Below are 20,763 nucleotides of genomic sequence, written 5' to 3' on the forward strand. Positions count from 1 at the left end.
GATTAGCCGAACCGCTTTAATCGCTCGCTAAGGCGCGCGCAGACCAACCCACTCTTCAAGTGCGCGATTTATGTCATCCTGATAGGACGGCACATTTTCCCTCTCACTGATGGCGCGGAGATACACCTCCACGGCAGTCCGTTGCAAAGGGGTCAGCAAGGAAAACTTCTCCTCGCACCCGCATAAATAGGGTGCGAATTCATGCCTATAGTCGCCATCGAGATCAGCGATCATATAGGCAGGCAGATGAAATCGCATTCCTTCAGCATCAAGGAAGGTGGGGCTGCCGGAATGTCTGTTGAGCTCCCTCGGCGGGATCGCCGCCCAATCATGCTTCTCATCGCCGGCGCGATATGTCGCGCGAACCTCATCATTCGCATAATCGTCAAGTGCCTGCGCCTCGGAAAGACCGACGCCGCCACCCAAAGTGACACCCGCGAATGCCGCTCGCACAGCGGCTTTGGCATTGGCAATCATATCGGGTTCCGGCCTCATCAAATAGCCTGCCTGTTCAATGGTGCGTTCCGCCACTCGCGTCGCCGTGCACTGTCGGCCAGTCTCCACCCTCAGTCCGTTCGAGCGGGGGGCTGTTCAACGCGTCACCCTTGGATGCCGCAGATCCCTTTGTCTCCTCCCAGTAAAACGCAAGGCAAACAATACCAACGATCAGCGTCAGGCCAGCCACGACGCTGGCGACGATCACAGCTATCGTCCAGATATCAATCGAGGCGCTACTGATGTCCATTTCGGTTCACTCCCCACGATCAATCCCGCCGGCGGCCCGAAACGCCTTCCCGGAGCATGGAAGGCATGCGGTTCCGCACCCCCCGCCAAACTTCGCAGAATATCCGATATCCTTGCTGATCTTGCGTCAGGGCGTCAATCGGATAGGCTCACCCTGAAGTTTATCGGATGGAGTTTGGATGTTCAAATCGGTATTGGACAGCGCCGCTGCCGCAGACGGCGGTTCGCTCGCCCTCTTCGTGGAGCGCATTGACGGCCAGACGGAGCAGTTTGTCATCAATCGCTCCCTCGCATCGCGCGGGACACCCGCCTACAACAAAATCGTCTCGAGCCTTCGACCGCTCTCGGCAGACGATTGCCAGACGATCGCCGCCGCTCTCGAACCGTTATTGACGACGACGCCACCGATTCATCCCCTGGCGGATTTTATCAACACCCTGAAACAGCAGCCATCGTCCTTCGAGAACTGATTTCCGGTGACAATCAGTTCCGGGAAACGCAATCCCAGACCTGTCCTCCGTCATCCTCGGGCTTGACCCGAGGATCTGCGAACATTTCAAGCGATGTGAGGGGAATGGATCCTCGGGTCAAGCCCGAGGATGACGTCGCGTTTGCGGGAATGCTGCGTGCACAAGGAAAGGACCCCCGCGCTATCGAAGGCCCACGCAAGCGATCAAACGCTGGCTTCAGCCTCGCGCTGCTTTGCCAGCGCCGCCAGATCGGCGGGTTTCAGCTCCACCGACTCACCGCAGCCGCAGGCCGACGTCTGGTTCGGATTGTTGAAGGTGAAACCGGAGCGCATCTTGGTAACTTCGAAATCCATCTGGGTGCCGAGCAGATAAAGCACGGCGGAAGGCTGAACCCACACCTTCGCCCCTTCGAATTCGACGAGATCGTCCTTCGCATCCGGCTCGGTCACGAGGTCGATGGTATATTCCATGCCCGCGCAGCCGCCCTTCTTGATGCCGACGCGCACGCCCCTGGCATCCGGTCCGGAATTTTCGACGATTGCTTTAACGCGCGAGGCAGCAGCCCCGGTCATGGTCATGATCGCAAAGCCCATGGGCTTATTCTCCTCATGCATCGGCCCGAAAAGTGGAACCCGGTTTTCGGACAGGCGATGCTCATAAATCCAATCGAGTTCAAGGCTCGATGTTTATGGAATTCAATTTAATCGCGTCCGAGAGTCTCATCAAGGGATGACACCCGTCAAAATCACGTCAGTACCAACCGACGGCGACCTGCGCTTCTTCCGACATGCGGTCCGGCGTCCACGGCGGATCGAAGGTCATTTCCACTTCCACACCCGAGACGCCCTCGACAGCACCGACGGCATTTTCCACCCAGCCCGGCATTTCACCGGCCACCGGGCAGCCGGGAGCGGTCAGCGTCATGACGATCTTGACCATCCGGTCGTCTTCGATATCGATCTTGTAGACGAGACCGAGTTCGAAGATATCGGCCGGAATTTCCGGGTCATAGACGGTCTTCAGCGCCGCAATCACGTCGTCGCTGAGGCGCGCCAGCTCATCCGGCGGAATGGTCGACACCTTTTCCTGAGCTTCGGTCGCATCCTGTGTCTTTGCAGTGGCTTCGGCAGTCATGGTCTTAAACCTCAATCCTGATCTCTTTAATCCCGATATCAGGCGAAAAATTTGCGCGCATAGTCCAGCGCCTCAACAAGAGAGTCTACTTCGGCGCGGGTATTGTAAAGGCCGAACGATGCCCGGCATGTGGAGGTGACGCCGAACCGTTTCAAGAGCGGCATGGCGCAATGGGTGCCGGCCCGCACGGCAACGCCGCGCCGGTCAATCACCATCGAGACATCATGGGCATGGATGCCCGCAAGCTCGAAGGAGAAGATGCCGCCCTTGTCCGGCGCATTGCCGATGATGCGCAGCGAATTGATTTCGCGCAGGCGCTCCGCGGCATAAGCGGCAAGATCGGCCTCATGTGCAGCAATCGCGGCACGGCCGAGATTGTCCATGTAGTCAAGCGCGTAACCGAGGCCGATCGCCTGAACGATCGGCGGCGTACCGGCTTCGAAACGGTGCGGCGGCTCGTTATAGGTGACATTGTCTTCGGAAACGTCGAGGATCATCTCGCCGCCGCCCTGGAACGGCCGCATCTCGCGCAGGCGATCCGCCTTGCCATAGAGCACGCCGATTCCCGAGGGACCGTAAAGCTTGTGGCCGGTCATGACATACCAGTCGCAATCGATATCGCGCACATCGACCGGCATGTGAACAGCGCCCTGCGAACCATCGATCAATACCGGAATACCGCGCTCATGGGCAATGCGGCAGATTTCCTTGACCGGCACGATGGTGCCGAGCGCATTCGACATATGGGTGATGGCAACGAGCTTGGTACGCTCCGTCAGGCTCTTTTCGAAAGCCTCGATGTGGAACGCGCCGTCATCGTCCACAGGCACCCAGACGAGTTTCGCGCCCTGCCGCTCGCGGATGAAATGCCACGGCACGATATTGGAGTGGTGCTCCATGATCGAAATGACGATCTCGTCGCCCTCGCCGATCTTCGGCATGCCATAACCGTATGCGACCGTATTGATCGCCTCGGTGGAAGATTTGGTAAAGACGATCTCGTCCACCGAACCGGCGTTCAGGAACCGGCGCACCTTTTCGCGTGCCGCCTCATAGGCGTCGGTTGCGGCATTGGAGAGGAAATGCAGGCCGCGATGCACATTGGCATATTCGTTCGCATAAGCATGCGAAACGGCGTCAATCACCACCTGCGGTTTTTGAGCGGACGCGCCGTTGTCGAGATAGACCAGCGGCTTGCCATAGACCTCGCGCGACAGGATCGGAAAATCCTTCCGCACGGCTTCGATGTCATAGGGGGCCGCCTTTGCGGTCTGGTCCATTTCTCAGGCCCTTTCTTGGCGCTCGTCAAAAGAGTTCCGGGTTTCGCCCAGCCTTATCGCCGCTCCACGTCATCCTCGGGCTTGTCCCGAGGATGACGACGGAGAAGTTGCTAAGCGTGTTTTTCCAGCCAGCCGGAGATGATCGTCTCCAGCGCCTCTACCAGTTCTTCTTCCTCTTCCAGCTCCTCGACGATCTCCGCAACGAAGGCATTGACGAGCATCGCCCGCGCCTTGGCCTTCGGCACGCCGCGCGCCATCAGGTAATAGAGGTGGTTGTCGTCGATATCGGCAACCGTCGCACCATGACCGCACTGGACGTCATCGGCGAAGATTTCGAGTTCCGGCTTTGCCGAAAACTCGCCATCGTCGGACATCAAAAGCGTATTGCACGCCATTTTCGCATCGGTCTTCTGGGCGTCGGGCGCCACCCGGATCATGCCCTGGAAAATGCCCTTGGCACGGTCGAACACCACGTTGCGGAACACTTCCGTCGAGGTCGTGTTCGGCACGTTGTGGCCAAGAACCATCGTCACGTCGGTATGGGTTTCGCCGCCCAACAGGTTGACGCCACGAACGATGAGGTCCGTGCCCTCGCCTTCCACGTCGATGCGCAGTTCCTGACGCACCAGCTTGCCGCCGGCATTGATCACGAACAGGCGGATCTTGGCGTCCGCACCGATTTTCAGGCGCAGCTGGCCAAGATGGATATCGGCGGCGCCCTGCTGCTGCAGGATGATCCAGGTCACATCCGCGCCGTCGTCGACGACAATGTCGCTGACGGAGGATACCAAGGCCGCATCAGGCGTCACCGAAAGGTGACGCTCGATGACGGTCGCCTTGGAACCCTTGCCGAAACGCACCGGGAAGCGGCTGTGCACCTGGCCTGCGCCATGGACCGCCTGCAACTCGATCGGCTTTTCAAGCTGTGCATCGGCCGGAATCTCGATCACCAGACCGTCACGCACGAAGCTGCCATTGATGCGGCCAATCGTGTCGTCCTTGCTGGCTTCGGCAAGACCCGCGGCAGCGGAGCCATCGAGCAGGCTGTCGGCAAAGCGCGATACGCGGATATCATCGATCTTGCCGATATCGGCCGTGCCGTGCAGCACGTAAGCGACAGGCGAACCGGCAATGACCGACGCGGCCTTCTCGATAACGGGTACGGGCCGGTCTTCCGGAACGGTCCGCAGCAGGCTTTTCAGATCGGTATAGTGCCACGCCTCGATGCGGCGGGTCGGAAGACCGCCGGTCTTCAGATCGTCGAACAGCACGTCGCGTGCGGCAACCACGGCACCGTCACCGGGCAGCTCGCTGAACTTGGCGGTATAGGCGTCGACCAGCGCGGTTTCCGCTGGCGTCAGCCGGTTGGTAGCTTGAATGTTCATGGACATCACCTCCTGGCCTCTGGCTTAGGCCGCTTCACCGATGATGTCGGCGTAACCATTGTTTTCCAGCTCCAGCGCCAGCGCCTTGTCACCCGAGCGGATGATCTTGCCCTTGTAGAGAACGTGAACGCTGTCAGGCACGATGTAGTCGAGCAGGCGCTGATAGTGGGTGATGACGACGGTGGCGCGATCCGGCGACTTCAGCGCGTTGACGCCGTCAGCCACGATCTTCAGCGCGTCGATGTCGAGACCGCTATCGGTTTCGTCGAGAACGCAAAGCTTCGGCTCCAACAGCGCCATCTGCAGGATTTCGGCGCGCTTCTTCTCACCGCCGGAAAAACCGACGTTCAGCGGACGCTTGAGCATCTCCATGTCGATCTTCAGATCGCCGGCCGCTTCCTTGACGCGGCGGATGAAGTCCGGCGTCGTCAGTTCGGACTCGCCGCGCGCCTTGCGCTGCTCGTTCATCGCAACCTTGAGGAACTGCATGGTGGCGACACCGGGAATTTCGACCGGATACTGGAAGGCAAGGAAGATGCCCTTGGCCGCACGCTCGGCGGCATCCAGTTCCAGAATGCTTTCGCCGTTGTAAAGAATGTCACCGGAGGTGACTTCATAATCTTCGCGGCCCGACAGGATGTAGGACAGCGTCGACTTGCCGGAACCGTTCGGCCCCATGATGGCGGCAACCTCACCGGCGGCAACCTTCAGGTTGAGACCCTTGATGATCTCGGTTTCGGTATCGGCGATCTTTGCGTGCAGGTCGATGATTTCAAGCATGGTATGGTTCCTGTTCGTGGTGCGGTTTCAAGGACCGCCTCGTGCGCCCCATCAGGGACTTGTCTCAATTCTCTCATCCGTCATCCTCGGGCTTGACCCGAGGATCCAGGAGGTCGGCTATCTCTGCTCAGGCGATGGATCCTCGGGTCAAGCCCGAGGATGACGCCGAGCGAGGGTCAGCCCACGCTTCCTTCCAGCGAAATGCCGATCAGCTTCTGCGCTTCCACGGCAAATTCCATCGGCAGCTCCTGAATGACTTCCTTGACGAAGCCGTTGACGATCAGCGCGATGGCCGCTTCTTCCGGAATGCCGCGCTGCAGGCAATAGAACAGCTGGTCTTCGGAAATCTTCGACGTCGTCGCCTCGTGCTCGAAATGCGCGGACGAGTTCTTCGCCTCGATGTAAGGCACGGTATGCGCGCCGCACTTGTCGCCGATCAGCAGCGAGTCACACTGCGTGAAGTTGCGGGTGTTGGTCGCCTTGCGGTGAGCCGAAACCTGGCCGCGATAGACGTTTTCCGAGAAACCGGCGGCAATGCCCTTGGCGATGATGCGGCTCGACGTGTTTTTGCCGAGATGGATCATCTTGGTGCCAGAGTCGATCTGCTGATGGCCGTTGGAAACCGCGATCGAATAAAATTCGCCACGGCTGTCATCGCCGCGCAGAATGCAGGACGGGTATTTCCAGGTAATCGCCGAGCCGGTTTCCACCTGCGTCCACGAAATCTTCGAACGGTTGCCACGGCAATCGCCGCGCTTGGTCACGAAGTTGTAGATGCCGCCCTTGCCTTCCTTGTCGCCCGGATACCAGTTCTGGACGGTGGAATATTTGATTTCGGCGTCATCGAGCGCCACCAGTTCGACAACGGCGGCGTGAAGCTGGTTCTCGTCGCGCTGGGGAGCGGTGCAGCCTTCCAGATAGGAGACGTAGGCGCCCTCTTCGGCGATGATCAGCGTGCGCTCGAACTGGCCGGTGTTCTTTTCGTTGATGCGGAAATAGGTGGAAAGCTCCATCGGGCACCGAACGCCCTTCGGCACGAACACGAAGGAACCGTCGGTGAAGACGGCCGAGTTCAGCGTCGCGTAAAAATTGTCCGTGGTCGGAACCACAGAGCCGAGATATTTCTTCACCAGTTCCGGATGCTCGCGCACGGCTTCCGAAATCGACATGAAGATGACGCCGGCTTTCGCCAGTTCCGCCTTGAAGGTGGTGACGACCGAGACGCTGTCGAACACGGCATCCACGGCCACCGGGCGCTTTTCGACGCCGGCCAGGATTTCCTGTTCCTTCAGCGGAATGCCGAGCTTCTCATAGACCTTCAAAAGCTCCGGGTCGACTTCATCAAGCGACTTCGGGCCGGGTGCAGTCTTCGGCGCGGCATAATAATAGAGGTCGTTGAAATCGATCTTGGGGTAGCTGACGCGCGCCCAGGTCGGCTCTTCCATCGTCAGCCAGCGCTTGTAAGCCTCAAGACGCCATTCCAGCATCCATTCCGGCTCCTGCTTCTTGGCCGAGATGAAACGGATCACCTCTTCCGAAAGGCCCTTGGGGGCCTTGTCGACTTCGATATTGGTTTCGAAGCCGTATTTATACTGGTCCACATCGATCTGGCGGACCTGATCGATCGTTTCCTGAACCGCTGCCATGTCGTTCTCCAATCTCGCCGGAGCCAAGGTCCGGTGGCTTGTCAACGTATCAAGGCGGAAAGCCGCCTTATTCATCTTCGGGCAAATCGTTCCGAGCCGTCAGCCGGGGCGGAGCTTATACCCATGTAGGTGCGGGATGGCGCTTTTCACACATCCCGGCAAGCGGAAATTTGCGTTTCCGCAATTCTTTGCCGCTTTTTCAAGCGGCCTGACCGGAAAGCTTGCGCCGCCCGGCAATTTTCGTGAACGCCGCAAGCGTCCTGTCTATATCCGCCTCTTCGGTCGCATGACCGAGGGAAATCCTGAGCGCACCGAGCTTGGGATCACGCCCCATCGCGCTCAGCACATGGCTTTCGCCCACCTTGCCGGAGGAGCAGGCCGAACCGGCCGAAAGCGCGATGCCTTCTATGTCGAAGGCAATCTGCCCAGTCTCCGCCTTCAGGCCCGGCAGGGTGAAAAACGTGGTATTGCCGACACGGGCGACATCCTCGCCGTGAATGATCACGTCAGGTGCAGCCGACCGCATGCCGTCTTCCAGCCGCGCCCGCAGGGCGGCAAGACGCGCCGCTTCAACATCCGCATTCCGCGTCGCGACACCAGCCGCAACACCGAAACCGATGACGGACAGGGTGTTTTCCGTACCCGAGCGATGCCCCTTTTCCTGCCCGCCGCCATGGATCAGCGGCTTCGGCATCATCACCTCGCCGCGCGAGATGACAGCGCCCGCGCCCTTGGGGCCGCCAAGCTTGTGGGACGAGATGACGAGGAAATCGGCATCGAGAACATTGATATCGAGCGGAATGCGACCTGCCGCCTGCACGGCGTCGACAACCATCAAACCACCCGCCGCATGCACCAGCCGCGCCGCTTCCGCCACTGGCTGGAGGATGCCCGTCTCATTATTCACCAGCATGCAGGCAACCATCGGCAGGCCGGCGGAAGCATCATGCGACGCCAGCAGCGCCTCAAGCGCCGCAAGGTCAAGCACACCCGCTGACGTAACGGGAACCTCCGTTACGTCATCCTTGCCGAACCGCCCGCCTTCGCGAAACGCCGGATGTTCGATGGCCGAAACGTAAAGACGGCTCACCCGTACCGGGCTGCGTCCCATTTTGAATTGGGGTGTCAGCACCAGATTGGCCGCTTCCGTCGCCCCGCTGGTGAAGGTGACATGGGCCGACTGCGCACCGGCAAGCACTGCAACCTCGCGGCGGGCGGTCTCGATGGCGGCGCGGGCCGCACGCCCTTCCCGATGAACCGAAGACGGGTTGCCGGCGAGATCGAGCGCAGACACAAGACTATCGCGCACGGCGGGCAAAAGCGGCGCCGTGGCGTTCCAGTCCATATATGTGCGCGTCAAAACCGTCATGGCGGTGAGGCTTTATCCAATCTTCCATGCGCAAAAACGCATTTTTCTTGAAATTACAGTTGCGCTTGCCTTATGACACCACCCGAGTGCTTAAGCACACGCAAAGTTTCGAATTGTTCTAAACTGCGTTCTAGAAAAGCTGACACAGTTCGTCAAGTCTTCTCATTGGCAGAATGCGGTTCGGGAACGAAAAAACACGCACCGGAGTACCAATGCCCGAAGTCATCTTTAACGGCCCTGCGGGTCGCCTCGAAGGCCGTTATCAACCCTCCAAGGAAAAGAGCGCGCCGATCGCGATCATCCTTCATCCGCATCCGCAGTTTGGCGGCACGATGAACAACCAGATCGTCTATCAGCTGTTCTATCTTTTCCAGAAGCGCGGTTTCACGACGCTCCGGTTCAACTTCCGCTCCATCGGCCGCAGCCAGGGTGAATTCGACCACGGCGCCGGCGAACTTTCCGATGCCGCCTCCGCGCTCGACTGGGTGCAGAGCCTGCATCCCGACTCCAAAAGCTGCTGGGTCGCGGGTTATTCCTTCGGCGCCTGGATCGGCATGCAGCTTTTGATGCGCCGCCCGGAAATCGAAGGTTTCATGTCGATTGCGCCGCAGCCCAACACCTACGACTTCTCCTTCCTCGCCCCCTGCCCGTCGTCGGGTCTCATCATCAACGGCGATTCCGACAAGGTCGCGCCGGAGAAGGACGTCAACGGCCTCGTCGAAAAGCTGAAGACCCAGAAGGGCATCCTCATCACCCACCGCACCGTTCCCGGCGCCAACCACTTCTTCAACGGCAAGGTGGACGACCTGATGGGCGAATGCGAGGACTATCTCGACCGGCGGCTCAACGGCGAGCTGGTGCCGGAACCGGCGGCGAAGCGTATTCGGTGATTGGCCGTCCGGGATCCGGGCAGGCTTGAATTCCTATAGTGATACCCAGCGGTTGGGCTCACCCCCCTCTGCCCTGCCGGGCATCTCCCCCTCAAGGGGGGAGATCGGCATGAGGCTTGCTCTTCGCCTCAGCTGCAACGTTCAAGGTGGCCGATAGGTCGCCACGATTCGATCTCCCCCTTGAGGGGGAGATGCCCGGCAGGGCAGAGGGGGGTGAGCTACACCCACTGACCCCACTACCCCCGCACCAAAACCCCACCCGTCACAGGCTCCTTCACCCCCGTAGTCCCCGGATAGGTCAGCGGCAGCCCTTTGAGCGAACGCACGGCCAGATAGGCCCAGGCCTCCGCCTCCATCGCCCCGCCATCGAAACCCGCCTCTTCGGCCGCGATCACCCGCGCCCCAACCTTCGCGGCAAGGCCCGCAAACTCTTCCATGATCACCGGATTGAGCCGCCCGCCGCCGCAGACCACGTAAGTCTTCGCCGCCTCCGGCAAATAGCTCGCCGATTTGAGGATCGCCACCCCCGTCAGATGCGCCAGCGTCCGCGCGCCATCCGCCAGCGAGACCTCGCCCTTTTTCGGCGGCAGGAAATCGCCGCGGTCGAGCGAACGGCGGATGTTGGCCGAGAAGAACGGGCTTTCCATATAACGCGTCACCAGCGCGGCCACGACGCTGCCGCCCGCCGCCGTCTGGCCGCCCTTGTCGAAGGCCTTGCCCGTATGCACCTCGATCCACTGGTCGATCAGCATATTGCCGGGACCGCTGTCGAAGGCGGCAAGCCGCCCGGCCTCACCGATATAGGTGAGATTGGAGATGCCGCCGATATTAACGAAAACGGCCGGCGTTTCGAACCCATCTGGCAGATTTGCCGAAAGCGCCATGTGATAGGCGGGAATGAGCGGCGCACCCTGCCCGCCATAAACCATGTCGTTGGCGCGCATGTCGTAAACCACGTCGATGCCGGTCTCTTCGGCAAGCAAAGGCCCGTCGCCGATCTGCACGGTCAATGCCTCGTCCGGCCGGTGCAGCACCGTCTGGCCGTGAAAGCCGATCACATCGATGTCGCCGGGCTGAAGCCGGTGGCGATGGAGGAAGGATTTCACTGCCGCGGCATGGGCAAGCGTCAGCTTGCGCTCGGCCTCCGCCAGATCGCCGGGGCGTTCACGCCTGTCGACGATGGACTTGGCCGTGACCAATGCCTTCTGCCAGACGGCGCGCAGGCCCGGATCATAGGGAAAATAACCGCTCGGCCCGTGCCGCACCACGCTTTCGCCATCCGTGCGCAAAAGGGCGATATCGATGCCGTCCATCGATGTGCCGCTCATCAGCCCGATTGCCGTTTTGATCTCGCCCACCTGCCGCTCCCCTGCATTCTCGAATCATGATGTCCCGAATCCCGATATTCATGGCCGAAACGGGTGCACATTTCAAAAAACAATGATAAAGCCGCGACGGTCATCGGTTCTCGATGACCGCAAAGATCAAACCAGAAAGTAAAAGGTTATGTCCAGGTTCAAGTCCGATTTCCTCCGCACGCTCGACGAGCGCGGCTTCATTCACCAGATCTCCGATGAGGCAGGTCTCGACGAACTGTTCGCCAAGGAAACCGTGACCGCCTATATCGGCTATGACCCGACGGCCTCCAGTCTGCATGTCGGCCACCTCACCCAGATCATGATGCTGCACTGGATGCAGAAGACCGGCCACCAGCCGATCTCGCTGATGGGCGGCGGCACCGGCATGGTGGGTGACCCCTCCTTCAAGGAAGAGGCCCGCAAGCTGATGACGATCGACATGATCGAGGACAACATCACCTCGCTCAAGCATGTCTTCGCCAACTACCTCGATTACGACCGCCCCAGCAACCCGGCGCTGATGATCAACAATGCCGACTGGCTGCGCGGCCTCAACTACCTCGAATTCCTGCGCGATGTCGGCCGCCACTTCTCGGTCAACCGCATGCTGTCCTTCGACAGCGTGAAGACGCGGCTTGACCGCGAGCAGTCGCTGTCCTTCCTCGAATTCAACTACATGATCCTGCAGGCCTACGACTTCGTGGAGCTGAACCAGCGTACCGGCTGCCGCCTGCAGATGGGCGGTTCGGACCAGTGGGGCAACATCATCAACGGCATCGATCTCGGTCACCGCATGGGGACACCGCAGCTTTACGCGCTGACCTCGCCGCTTCTGACTACCTCCTCCGGTGCGAAGATGGGCAAGTCGGCTTCCGGCGCGGTGTGGCTGAACAAGGACCTGCTGCCGGTCTATGATTTCTGGCAATACTGGCGCAATACGGAAGATGCGGACGTCGTCCGCTTCGCCAAGCTGTTCACCACCCTGCCGATGGACGAGATCGCCCGTATCGCCGCCCTTGGCGGATCGGAAATCAACGAGGCGAAGAAAATCCTCGCCACCGAAGTAACGGCGATCCTGCATGGCCGCGCCGCGGCGGAAGAAGCAGCGGAAACGGCGCGCAAGACCTTCGAGGAAGGCGCGCTCGCCGAAAACCTGCCCTCCATCGAGGTTCCGGCGGCCGAGCTCGACGCCGGCGTCGGCGTGCTTTCCCTCATCGTCCGCGCCGGGCTTGCCGGCTCGAATGGCGAGGCCCGCCGCCATGTCCAGGGCGGCGCGGTGAAGATCAACGATCAGGGCGTTTCCGATGAGCGCCAGATGATCGGCACCGGTGAAGTAACCGGCGACGGCGTCATCAAGCTGTCGGTCGGCAAGAAGAAGCACGTTCTGGTTCGCCCGGCGTAAGACTTACAAAAACATCGCATCGAGGACTGCGAAAGCGGTCCTCGATGCACCGATACCCCCAATTCCGTCATGCCGGACTAGATCCGGCATCCAGCCACGGCGCGTCTGCGCCGTGAAAGAGTTCTCGCGCGATCAAGGACTTGATCGCACTGGACCCCGGATCAGGTCCGGGGTGACGGAGTGCGGGTGCACCCGTTCTCGCCAAACAGCCGCTTGCGCCAAGCTTTGCGACGCTCCATTCACTGAAATTCGAAAATCTGCCGGAAGACGCCGGGCGCGATCAGCGACAGCGGGTTGATCGTCAGCTTCGGCTGGTCCGTCTGGCCGGACAGCTTGAAGGTGATGCCAAGCAATCCCCGGTCGCGGCCATTACCGAGGAAGATACCGATAAAGGGCAATTCGCCGAACAACCGGTTCAGGCCGTAGGCGGGCATGAAGGTGCCGGTCATGTCCATGCGGCCGCTCTGGTCCTTCAGCAGACCCTGGAAGGTCGCGCCGATCTGTTCGCCGCGCACCACACCGTTTTCCACCGCAATAGAGCCATTGACGTAGACGAGCCGGGCAAAACCGCGCTGGAATTTTTCCGAGCTGACATCGATATTGCGGCGAACGGCGTTGTTGAGGCTCCTGCCATCCTCACCGGTCGGCGTGGCGACGATATCCTGCAGCTTGGCTTCGTTGACGACGGCAAAATTGCGCAGGTCGAGCGAACCGCTCCAGTCGCTGCCATTGGCGGTCGTCAGCGCGAGATTGAGAAGACCGCCGCGAATGCGGCTGTAGATATTGGCGAAGCGGGCGACAGAACCGGCATCGCTGCTGGTCAGCGTCACCGTCCCCGTAGCCCCGCGATTGGTGGTCTGCGCCACCACGGCCTGGCCGTTTGCGGTGACGCCGCGGAAATCGATCGATCGGACCTTGCCGTCGCGCACGCTGACATCGGAACTGACATTGGCCAGGACTTCGTCGTTGAAACCATAGACCTTGTCGAATTGCGTCTTGATGGCAAGCGACGGCTGCGAGCGCGACGCCCCGTCACCGCCGCCGGAAGAACTGCGCAGCTTCGAGATGAAAGGCCGGACATCGGCGGATTTCCCGGACGCATTGACGATATAGCCGGTTTTGGAAGCCGCGACGGACACGGCGTAATTGTCGGACGGCGACAGCTGCACCCGGCTGAGGTCGGCTGAAATCAGTCCGTTCTTGTTAAAGGCAATATCACCCGCCGCGCCGAAACCGTCACCATCGAGGGAGAAGTCGCTGATCGTCGTGCGGCCGTCCGTCGCCTCCATGGTGAAAGCGGCCTTTGCCGGAATGCCGATGCCCTTGCTCCAGCCAAGCCCCGGCAGAATGATCGACGCCCGCGTCAGATCAAGCTTGACGTCCTGGCGTTTCGGGTCCGCGCCATCGACTTGCATCACCGTCGTGCCGCCCAGAACGGAGGACAGTTCCGGCGCGAGCTTTGCGACCTGCGTCTCGTTCAGGGTCGCCTTCAGAGACAGCGTCGGAGGCACGTCGCTGTTCTTGCGCACCGGCTCCGTCATCTCGATATCCATCGGCACGTCATCCACCCGGCCCTTGCCCTGAAGCAAAAGCTGCCGGTCGTTCAACGTCATGAAACCGTCAAGCGCGGTGACCTTATGGCCGGCGAAGGGCTTTATCAAAGACAGGTTCTTCAGGTCGAGATCGGCCGTCCACACCGGCGCAGGCGGGTTCTGGCTGGAAAGCAGACCCACGGTCAGTTTCGCATTGGCCTTCACGTCGCCGGTAAAATCCTCCGGCTTGAACTGGGTGTCTTTCAGCGCATTGATGGGTTTGAGCGTCGCCAACTCCGCCACGGCATCGGCTGCGCCCGACAGGTTCAGCTCGAGATTTCCAAGCAGCGGCTTGTCATAGACGGAGGAAATGAGGAAGCGGCTGTTTTCCAGCGCCAGCGACCGGTTGGACGGGAAATAGGAAGTCGCCCGCTTGATATCGACATTCATCTTGCCGCCAACAAGGTCGAAATGCGCGTCGACATCGCGCAGCGGCGGAATGTCGCCGGTGGTGTTGAGGCGGGTGTCGTCGATGTCGAAACGGATCTGCATCTCGCTTTCGCCCAGCACCAGCGGGCAACCGGGGCCGCACATCCGGCCCTGCGGAATGAAGATCGCGATCGAGCCGTTGGTCACCGTGCCGCCGTAAAGATTGGACACCACCCAGTCGCGCGGCTTGTGCGCCATCCAGAACGGCCAGAGCTGCTTGACCGCCGTGGCCTCCATCTTCGGGATCTGTCCGCCGAAGCTGATTTCGGGCGACCCCTCGCCAAACCGGATTTTCAGCGATCCCGCCATGTCGCCGAGCGGACCGCTGACATAAAGCGAGGGAACGTCCAGCTGCTTCGTGGCCGCGGTAAAGTGCCCGTCCGCCTTCAGGCTGAAGGGAACGGGGGCTTCGCCGGAAGCTTCGGACGACGCAACCGCATTGTCGACCCTGAGCGAGAGGCCGAACCCCTCTTCCGTATCGCTGATTTCACCGGTGACGGGAATGATTGTCCGTCCGAGCTCCACCCGCGAATTGTCGATCACCAGGGTGCTTTTTGCAAAGTCATACCGCGCATTGACGGTGCCGGCCGTAAAGGGCTGGGCCTCGCCGCCGATCAGAAGCGTTCCGTTGCCCATGCCAAGCGAGACTTCCAGTCCCGGCTCCTGCCCGTCCCTGGCGCGCCGGGCGACAATATTGACGCCCGTCTTGACGTTCAGCCCTTCATGGAGATTTCCGTCCGGATCGTATTTCTCCAGGAACGGGCCGATATCGAAACCGTCGATACGGGCCTGAAAACCGTCGATACGGCCGGCCGCTCCCGATGTCTGCAGCGACACGCTGGCAATTTCGCCGTTAAACAGCGTCTCGCCATCCAGTGAATAGCCGCCCTGCTGGTCAGGCGTCAGCGACAGTTCGCGTATCTCGATGGTGCGCGGCTTGCCGTTTTCGCCGGGCGGCAGATGGACCGACACGCTGGAAATATCGATTTCCTCGGTTCCGCTGCTGAGAAAGGCCTGGGCAAGCTTGTCGAGCTGCGCGAAAGCATCCTCCAATTGCTGCGGCACGGCGTCGAGTTTGACGCTGGCGAGATCGAAACCATTGCCCTTGGGCAAAAGTGCCGTGTCGAGCTCCATGCCGTCGGCTTCGAGGCTTTGTACGGAGACGCGGCCGGCCAAGAGCGCGATGGGATCAAGCGCCATGCCGATCGCCCGCGCCCGGCTGAGATGCTGGCCGGACTCCTTCTCGACGATATCCACATCCTCGGCCACCAGCGCAAGGCGCAGTCCGGTCGAAAACCTTATCGCCGAAGAGCCGATCCGGGCGCTGTAATGCGGACCGAGCGCCCGTTCCAGCGCCTGCTGCGCCTGGCTGGAAAGCGTCTTGTCGATCGACCCGGTCTCGACCGAGAGGATGATCCCGCCGATGGACAGGAAGGCCAGCACGAAAAGCGCCGCAAAAATCTTGATGAAGGCGCGCACCATGGAGCGCGGCGGCGGGCAATGCACGATGATGGGATCTTCGGCCTGCGCCGAAGGAAGATCGTGCAACGCGATGATATCGCGCCTGCCGAACCTGACCTTTTCACCCCGTATTTCAGCCATACGCCCGTGTTTGCCCCTGAATAGCTTTAGTTTCGCCGCAACACCGGAGCGGGATGGCGAAAAATGTAAGCGGTTTTCGTCCGGAATCCCGCTCTGATTCTTTAATTCGGATCACGATTGAGATTTAAGGTCGAAACGATCTGAAATCTCAATCGTGATCTGGACGACGCGCGGTTTCGCTATATATCGAATGTGGCGACTTTCACTCAACATCCCGGCGAAAGAAAGGTAGATTATGACAGACTTGACGATTGGCAGCCCGGCTCCCGACTTTACTTTGCCCCGCAACGGTGAAGGGACGGTGACATTGTCCAAACTGCAAGGCAAGGCCGTCATTCTTTATTTCTACCCCAAGGACGATACCTCGGGCTGCACGGCCGAAGCGATCGACTTCAGCGCGCTTGGCGGCGAATTCGAGGCTGCCAATGCCGTCGTCATCGGCATTTCGCCAGACAGCGTCAAAAGCCACGACAAATTTGCGGCAAAACATTCCCTTTCCGTCATGCTGGCTTCCGACGAGGAAAGGCAGGCTCTTGAAGCCTATGGCGTCTGGAAGGAAAAAAGCATGTATGGCAAGAAATACATGGGTGTCGAGCGCACCACCTTCCTTATCGCGCCGGACGGCAAGATCGCCGAAATCTGGAACAAGGTGAAGGTTGCGGGCCACGCGCAGGCCGTTCTTGAAGCCGCCAGGAAACTTTGAGGGACCGGTCCGTCGTGATGAGCGCCTGCAAGATCACGTCGCTGCGCGGCGGCGCGACGGATGCGATCGCGAGCGCCGATCTCGACCGGAAGACCGCGCTGGCGCAGGAAACGGCGACACGGTGGTTTGAACGCCGCCTGTCGCTGCGCTCCCCGCTCGACCCGCCGCTGCCTAAACGTCCGGGCAGGCCGGAAAAGCCTGATCTCGTTCCGCCGACCGCCGTGGAGCGCCGCTCGCTTCACAGCCTCAAGGGCCGCATCGCGCTGCTGCACGCCATCGCCCATATCGAACTCAATGCCGTGGATCTCGCGCTCGACATCGTTGCGCGTTATGCCAGCGAGCCGGTGCCGCATTCCTTCTTCGATGGCTGGATGCAGGTCGCCTTCGAGGAGGCGAAACATTTCCGGCTGGTGCGAGACCGGCTCAGAAGCCTCGGGGCAGATTATGGCGATCTCCCCGCCCATGACGGGCTGTGGCAGGCGGCGCATTCCACCCGCAACGACCTGACCGCGCGGCTCGCGGTCGTGCCGCTGATCCTGGAGGCGCGCGGTCTCGATGTCACGCCGTCTCTGCAGGCCAAGATGCGGGAAACCGGCGACCTCGAAAGCGCCGCCGTCCTCGACGTCATCTATAATGATGAAAAGGGCCATGTCGCCATCGGCGCCAAATGGTTCCGGTTCCTGTGCGCCCGCGAAAGGAAGGATCCGGCCGCGACCTTCAAACAGCTGGTGCGCGCCAATTTCCGCGGGCCGCTGAAACCGCCTTTCAACGACCTCGCCCGTGCCGAGGCCGGCCTCACACCTTCCTTCTACCGTTCGCTGACCGCCGTCAGCCAGAGCTGACGCCGCCCTTGAGAGCGGGATACCGGCGCCGACCGACACCCCCGGCAAAACTTCGTTAACCTTAACGAATTATGATTTCCGCTGAGAAATCGGCCAGTCCGGAGAGAGATTGTGACTGATACAGCGGAAAACCGGGTATTCGGCAAAAAGCGGCCGCAGCACGTCCTCATTCTGGCGAGCGGCGAGAAGGTTCGGCACATGACGATCCGGCCGTGGATGACCGCGCTCGCCGGTTGCACGATCGGCCTGCTGTCGCTCGGTTATCTCGGCGCCACCGGCTATCTCATTTTGCGTGACGACCTGATCGGCGCGACCATGGCGCGCCAGACCCGCATGCAGAACGATTATGAAGACCGTATCGCCGCCCTCAGGGCTCAGGTGGACCGTGTCACCTCACGGCAGTTGCTCGACCAGCAGGTTGTTGAAAAGAAAGTGGAAAAGCTGCTGGAACAGCAGGCGGCGCTGACCTCGCGGCACGGGCGCATGAGCGAGCTGCTGGAACGCGCCGAAAACTCCGGCATCGCCGCCTCCCCGGCCGCGCCCTCTTCCCTTTCCAACGCCATGGCGCCTGAAAAACGCGCCGACATGTCCGGCGGCCTGTCCGCCATCGAAAAGCTGATGGCCCCGCGCAGGCCGCAGCCGGACAAGCCCGCAGCGACAGACCGGCGGGCCTCCTACGCCCCAGAAGCCGGTGAAACCCCTTCCGACCGGGCGGACCGGGTGTTTTCCAAGGTGACGCTGTCGCTGAAAGATATCGAACGCCAGCAGATATCGCGCATAGCCAGACTGACCAACGACGCCGAGGACAAGGCGAGCGCGATGCAGGACATCATACAGCAGGCGGGATTGAAAATCGAAGAGAACGGCACGGAGGATATTGGCGGCCCCTATGCGGCCCCCCAGCGGGGTGAAACCGATCCGTTCAACCTGTCGCTCACCAATCTCGACAATGCGCTGAACCGGCTGGACATCGTCAAGGAAACCGCGACCGCCCTGCCCTTCGGCAACCCGGCGCCCGGACAGGCGATCACCAGCCGATTCGGCAACCGGATGGATCCGTTTCTCGGAAGGCCCGCTTTGCATACCGGCATCGATTTTCGCGCCGAAACCGGTGCCGACGTCAAATCCACCGGTGCAGGCAAGGTGACGGTCGCTGAAAATTCCGGCGGTTACGGCAATATGGTCGAGATCGATCACGGCCAGGGCGTCTCGACACGATTTGCCCATCTCTCCGCGATCCTCGTTAAGGTAGGCGACAGGGTTGACGCCGGCGACGTGGTCGGCCGCGCCGGCAGCACCGGCCGTTCGACCGGCCCGCACGTGCATTACGAGGTGCGCCGCAACGATACGCCGGTGGATCCGATGCGGTTCCTGATCGCCGGTGCCGAGCTCAAGACCTATCTGAAATGACCGGCGGATTTTAACGCTTTTTTTGCGCTTTTGACGATAAATCGCTGAAAACCGCGCCACAGGCCAAAAAGCCTCGACCGAACGGTCACGTTTCGTGCGCTTTTCCCGTTGTTTCCTTGACTTTCAGGCAATTTGGGCATATCCCCGCGCCAAGTCTTTGCAAGTGCCGTTGCGGCACGCAGGTGTTCTTACCGAACCAGAACGGAAAAAGTTCTTCCTTTGACAACATTCTCTGACCTTGGCCTGAGCCAAAAAGTTCTTTCCGCTATTGCAGATGCCGGCTACACGACGCCGACACCCATTCAGGCTGGCGCCATTCCGCCGGCACTGGAAAAGCGTGATATCTGCGGTATCGCACAGACCGGCACGGGCAAAACCGCGTCCTTCGTTCTGCCGATGCTCACCCTGCTCGAAAAGGGCCGCGCGCGTGCCAGGATGCCGCGCACGCTCATCCTCGAGCCGACGCGTGAGCTTGCAGCGCAGGTAGCGGAGAATTTCGAGAAATACGGCAAGAATCACAAGCTGAACGTTGCGCTTCTGATCGGCGGCGTTTCCTTCGAGGATCAGGACCGCAAGCTCGAGCGCGGCGCCGATGTGCTGATCTGCACCCCCGGCCGCCTTCTCGACCATTGCGAACGCGGCAAGCTTTTGATGACCGGCGTGGAAATTCTCGTCATCGACGAAGCCGACCGCATGCTGGACATGGGCTTCATCCCCGATATCGAACGTATCGCCAAGATGATCCCCTTCACCCGGCAGACGCTGTTCTTCTCGGCCACCATGCCGCCGGAAATCCAGAAGCTGGCCGACCGCTTCCTGCAGAACCCCGTCCGTGTCGAGGTCGCCAAGCCTTCCTCCACGGCCAAGACCGTTGCCCAGCGCATCGTCGCCGCCCACAACAAGGATTATGAGAAGCGCGCCGTGCTGCGCGATCTCGTCCGGGCCGAAGAAGCCGAACTGAAGAACGCCATCATCTTCTGCAACCGCAAGAAGGATGTGGCCGATCTCTTCCGCTCGCTCGACCGTCACGGCTTCTCCGTCGGCGCGCTGCATGGCGACATGGACCAGCGTTCGCGCACCACGATGCTGCAGAACTTCAAGGACGGCAATCTGAAGCTGCTCGTCGCTTCCGACGTTGCGGCGCGCGGACTGGACATTCCCGATGTCAGCCATGTCTTCAATTTCGACATCCCCATTCATTCGGAAGACTATGTTCACCGCATCGGCCGTACCGGCCGTGCCGGCCGCTCGGGCAAGGCCTTCACCATCGTCACCAAGAGCGACACCAAATATCTCGACGCGATCGAAAAACTGATCGGCGAAAAGGTCGAGTGGCTGAACGGTGATCTCTCCACCCTTCCCGCGCCGATGGAAAGCTTTGAAAGCAATTCCGGCCGCCGCGGCAAGGAACGGGGCGGCAGGGGTCGCGACCGGAACCGTCGCGACGCATCGCCGGCCGAAAACATCAATCAGGATGCACAATCCGCTGCGGACACGGACATCGCGGCTCACGGAGACGACAAGGTGAAAGCAGAACGCAGACCGGAAAAGACCCCGCGCAATTCCGAGCGCAACATTCGCAATCCGCTGCACGCCAACGACGACAACCGTGACCGCCGCCGCCATTATCGCGACCATGACGATGGCCCGACCCCCGTCGGCTTTGGCGACGACATTCCGGCATTCATGCTGATCGTGGCCAACGCCAAGGCCTGATCACGGGAACG

The 20,763-nt window shown here is 60.7% G+C and carries 18 protein-coding genes; 7 read left to right on the forward strand and 11 right to left on the reverse strand.

Annotated features, from left to right (window positions below):
- Positions 1-27: 27 nt before the first annotated feature.
- Both ACI2KA_RS00290 and ACI2KA_RS00295 read right to left on the reverse strand, forming a co-directional pair.
- Positions 28-531 carry a DUF6714 family protein gene (locus tag ACI2KA_RS00290; RefSeq protein ID WP_404498212.1) on the reverse strand — a complete coding sequence of 168 codons (504 nt, stop codon included), beginning with the start codon at positions 529-531 and terminating at the stop codon, positions 28-30.
- A complete protein-coding gene (locus tag ACI2KA_RS00295) occupies positions 512-745 on the reverse strand; it encodes a hypothetical protein (protein ID WP_404498214.1) in 234 nt (77 codons plus the stop codon). Before ACI2KA_RS00295 ends, ACI2KA_RS00290 begins: the two co-directional genes overlap by 20 nt.
- Positions 746-923: 178 nt before the next feature.
- Between ACI2KA_RS00295 and ACI2KA_RS00300 the strand changes: the two genes are divergently transcribed.
- A complete protein-coding gene (locus ACI2KA_RS00300; RefSeq protein WP_404498216.1) occupies positions 924-1,214 on the forward strand; it encodes a hypothetical protein in 291 nt (96 codons plus the stop codon).
- Positions 1,215-1,417: 203 nt separating this feature from the next.
- Here the strand turns inward: ACI2KA_RS00300 and sufA are convergent, their stop codons facing one another.
- From sufA to ACI2KA_RS00335, 7 genes are all read right to left on the reverse strand, one after another.
- A complete protein-coding gene (gene sufA / locus ACI2KA_RS00305; RefSeq protein WP_059760334.1) occupies positions 1,418-1,807 on the reverse strand; it encodes a Fe-S cluster assembly scaffold SufA in 390 nt (129 codons plus the stop codon).
- A gap of 157 nt (positions 1,808-1,964) precedes the next feature.
- A complete protein-coding gene (locus ACI2KA_RS00310; protein ID WP_174029631.1) occupies positions 1,965-2,348 on the reverse strand; it encodes an SUF system Fe-S cluster assembly protein in 384 nt (127 codons plus the stop codon).
- 38 nt (positions 2,349-2,386) lie between these two features.
- Positions 2,387-3,628 (reverse strand): cysteine desulfurase, encoded by a 1,242-nt coding sequence (locus tag ACI2KA_RS00315; RefSeq protein WP_404498218.1) that lies wholly within the window; start codon positions 3,626-3,628, stop codon positions 2,387-2,389.
- Positions 3,629-3,738: 110 nt separating this feature from the next.
- Positions 3,739-5,013: a Fe-S cluster assembly protein SufD gene (gene sufD, locus ACI2KA_RS00320; protein ID WP_404498220.1), complete on the reverse strand. Its 1,275-nt coding sequence runs from the start codon at positions 5,011-5,013 to the stop codon at positions 3,739-3,741.
- A 24-nt stretch (positions 5,014-5,037) separates the two neighbouring features.
- The gene (gene sufC, locus ACI2KA_RS00325) at positions 5,038-5,793 is read right to left on the reverse strand and encodes a Fe-S cluster assembly ATPase SufC (protein ID WP_003522658.1); all 756 of its coding nucleotides are present in this window, start codon (positions 5,791-5,793) and stop codon (positions 5,038-5,040) included.
- Positions 5,794-5,969: 176 nt separating this feature from the next.
- Complete coding sequence (sufB, locus tag ACI2KA_RS00330; protein ID WP_003522660.1) at positions 5,970-7,439, reverse strand: Fe-S cluster assembly protein SufB; 1,470 nt, start codon at positions 7,437-7,439, stop codon at positions 5,970-5,972.
- A 199-nt stretch (positions 7,440-7,638) separates the two neighbouring features.
- Positions 7,639-8,808 (reverse strand): cysteine desulfurase family protein, encoded by a 1,170-nt coding sequence (locus ACI2KA_RS00335; RefSeq protein WP_404498222.1) that lies wholly within the window; start codon positions 8,806-8,808, stop codon positions 7,639-7,641.
- A 212-nt stretch (positions 8,809-9,020) separates the two neighbouring features.
- On the opposite strand from ACI2KA_RS00335, the gene ACI2KA_RS00340 reads away from it, so the two are divergent.
- Complete coding sequence (locus ACI2KA_RS00340) at positions 9,021-9,698, forward strand: alpha/beta hydrolase (protein WP_035263309.1); 678 nt, start codon at positions 9,021-9,023, stop codon at positions 9,696-9,698.
- 236 nt (positions 9,699-9,934) lie between these two features.
- Here ACI2KA_RS00340 and ACI2KA_RS00345 read toward each other — a convergent pair whose 3' ends face one another.
- On the reverse strand, positions 9,935-11,056 hold the full coding sequence (locus tag ACI2KA_RS00345) for an anhydro-N-acetylmuramic acid kinase (protein ID WP_404498224.1): 1,122 nt from the start codon (positions 11,054-11,056) through the stop codon (positions 9,935-9,937).
- A gap of 148 nt (positions 11,057-11,204) precedes the next feature.
- Between ACI2KA_RS00345 and tyrS the strand changes: the two genes are divergently transcribed.
- Positions 11,205-12,458, forward strand: a complete 1,254-nt coding sequence (gene tyrS, locus ACI2KA_RS00350) for a tyrosine--tRNA ligase (RefSeq protein WP_404498226.1) — start codon at positions 11,205-11,207, stop codon at positions 12,456-12,458.
- Between the two features lie 239 nt (positions 12,459-12,697).
- Here tyrS and ACI2KA_RS00355 read toward each other — a convergent pair whose 3' ends face one another.
- On the reverse strand, positions 12,698-16,081 hold the full coding sequence (locus ACI2KA_RS00355) for a DUF3971 domain-containing protein (protein WP_404498228.1): 3,384 nt from the start codon (positions 16,079-16,081) through the stop codon (positions 12,698-12,700).
- Between the two features lie 235 nt (positions 16,082-16,316).
- On the opposite strand from ACI2KA_RS00355, the gene bcp reads away from it, so the two are divergent.
- The 4 genes from bcp to ACI2KA_RS00375 all read left to right on the forward strand — a co-directional run bounded on the left by bcp (position 16,317) and on the right by ACI2KA_RS00375 (position 20,752).
- Positions 16,317-16,784: a thioredoxin-dependent thiol peroxidase gene (gene bcp / locus ACI2KA_RS00360; RefSeq protein WP_404498230.1), complete on the forward strand. Its 468-nt coding sequence runs from the start codon at positions 16,317-16,319 to the stop codon at positions 16,782-16,784.
- A 17-nt stretch (positions 16,785-16,801) separates the two neighbouring features.
- Positions 16,802-17,626: a ferritin-like domain-containing protein gene (locus ACI2KA_RS00365; protein WP_404498232.1), complete on the forward strand. Its 825-nt coding sequence runs from the start codon at positions 16,802-16,804 to the stop codon at positions 17,624-17,626.
- Positions 17,627-17,737: 111 nt separating this feature from the next.
- Complete coding sequence (locus ACI2KA_RS00370) at positions 17,738-19,036, forward strand: M23 family metallopeptidase (RefSeq protein ID WP_404498234.1); 1,299 nt, start codon at positions 17,738-17,740, stop codon at positions 19,034-19,036.
- A 219-nt stretch (positions 19,037-19,255) separates the two neighbouring features.
- The gene (locus tag ACI2KA_RS00375) at positions 19,256-20,752 is read left to right on the forward strand and encodes a DEAD/DEAH box helicase (RefSeq protein WP_404498236.1); all 1,497 of its coding nucleotides are present in this window, start codon (positions 19,256-19,258) and stop codon (positions 20,750-20,752) included.
- Positions 20,753-20,763 lie beyond the last annotated feature (11 nt).

It is taken from the genome of Agrobacterium sp. NPDC089420, from assembly GCF_044900305.1.
In the GTDB taxonomy this organism is placed as follows: domain Bacteria; phylum Pseudomonadota; class Alphaproteobacteria; order Rhizobiales; family Rhizobiaceae; genus Agrobacterium.

Bases quoted from the DNA above. Each gene is read 5' to 3' on its own strand.
- ACI2KA_RS00295 (WP_404498214.1), bottom strand. From the start codon at position 745: ATGGACATCAGTAGCGCCTCGATTGATATCTGGACGATAGCTGTGATC.
- ACI2KA_RS00300 (WP_404498216.1), top strand. From the start codon at position 924: ATGTTCAAATCGGTATTGGACAGCGCCGCTGCCGCAGACGGCGGTTCG.
- sufA (WP_059760334.1), bottom strand. From the start codon at position 1,807: ATGGGCTTTGCGATCATGACCATGACCGGGGCTGCTGCCTCGCGCGTT.
- ACI2KA_RS00310 (WP_174029631.1), bottom strand. From the start codon at position 2,348: ATGACTGCCGAAGCCACTGCAAAGACACAGGATGCGACCGAAGCTCAG.
- ACI2KA_RS00315 (WP_404498218.1), bottom strand. From the start codon at position 3,628: ATGGACCAGACCGCAAAGGCGGCCCCCTATGACATCGAAGCCGTGCGG.
- sufD (WP_404498220.1), bottom strand. From the start codon at position 5,013: ATGAACATTCAAGCTACCAACCGGCTGACGCCAGCGGAAACCGCGCTG.
- sufC (WP_003522658.1), bottom strand. From the start codon at position 5,793: ATGCTTGAAATCATCGACCTGCACGCAAAGATCGCCGATACCGAAACC.
- sufB (WP_003522660.1), bottom strand. From the start codon at position 7,439: ATGGCAGCGGTTCAGGAAACGATCGATCAGGTCCGCCAGATCGATGTG.
- ACI2KA_RS00335 (WP_404498222.1), bottom strand. From the start codon at position 8,808: ATGACGGTTTTGACGCGCACATATATGGACTGGAACGCCACGGCGCCG.
- ACI2KA_RS00340 (WP_035263309.1), top strand. From the start codon at position 9,021: ATGCCCGAAGTCATCTTTAACGGCCCTGCGGGTCGCCTCGAAGGCCGT.
- tyrS (WP_404498226.1), top strand. From the start codon at position 11,205: ATGTCCAGGTTCAAGTCCGATTTCCTCCGCACGCTCGACGAGCGCGGC.
- ACI2KA_RS00355 (WP_404498228.1), bottom strand. From the start codon at position 16,081: ATGGCTGAAATACGGGGTGAAAAGGTCAGGTTCGGCAGGCGCGATATC.
- bcp (WP_404498230.1), top strand. From the start codon at position 16,317: ATGACAGACTTGACGATTGGCAGCCCGGCTCCCGACTTTACTTTGCCC.
- ACI2KA_RS00365 (WP_404498232.1), top strand. From the start codon at position 16,802: ATGAGCGCCTGCAAGATCACGTCGCTGCGCGGCGGCGCGACGGATGCG.